The sequence below is a fragment of the Pseudomonas sp. 2995-3 genome (assembly GCF_002742565.1).
Lineage (GTDB): Bacteria > Pseudomonadota > Gammaproteobacteria > Pseudomonadales > Pseudomonadaceae > Aquipseudomonas > Aquipseudomonas edaphica.
Genome location: NZ_LJSB01000459.1, coordinates 1 through 232, shown reverse-complemented (window position 1 = coordinate 232; position 232 = coordinate 1). Strand labels below are relative to the sequence as shown.

At 38.8% G+C, this 232-nt stretch carries 1 pseudogene; it reads left to right on the top strand.

Features of this window, described 5'->3' with window-relative positions:
- A pseudogene (locus AOA62_RS32375) lies at positions 1 to 232 on the top strand (RNA pseudouridine synthase); the annotation flags it as partial.

Sequence of the window (232 nt, the reverse complement as noted above, 5' to 3'; positions counted from 1 at the left end):
GTAAATGGTGAGAACATTAAAAGTAATTATAAAATTGCACTAGGGGATGACATTGAAATTACAGAACCAGATTTAGAACCGTTAAATATAGAGCCAGAGGAGTTGAACTTGGATATCGTCTATGAAGACTCAGATGTTCTTGTGGTTAATAAACCCCGGGGAATGGTCGTTCACCCTGCTCCAGGTCATTACAAAGGAACGCTAGTAAATGGATTAATGGCCCATTGTAAAG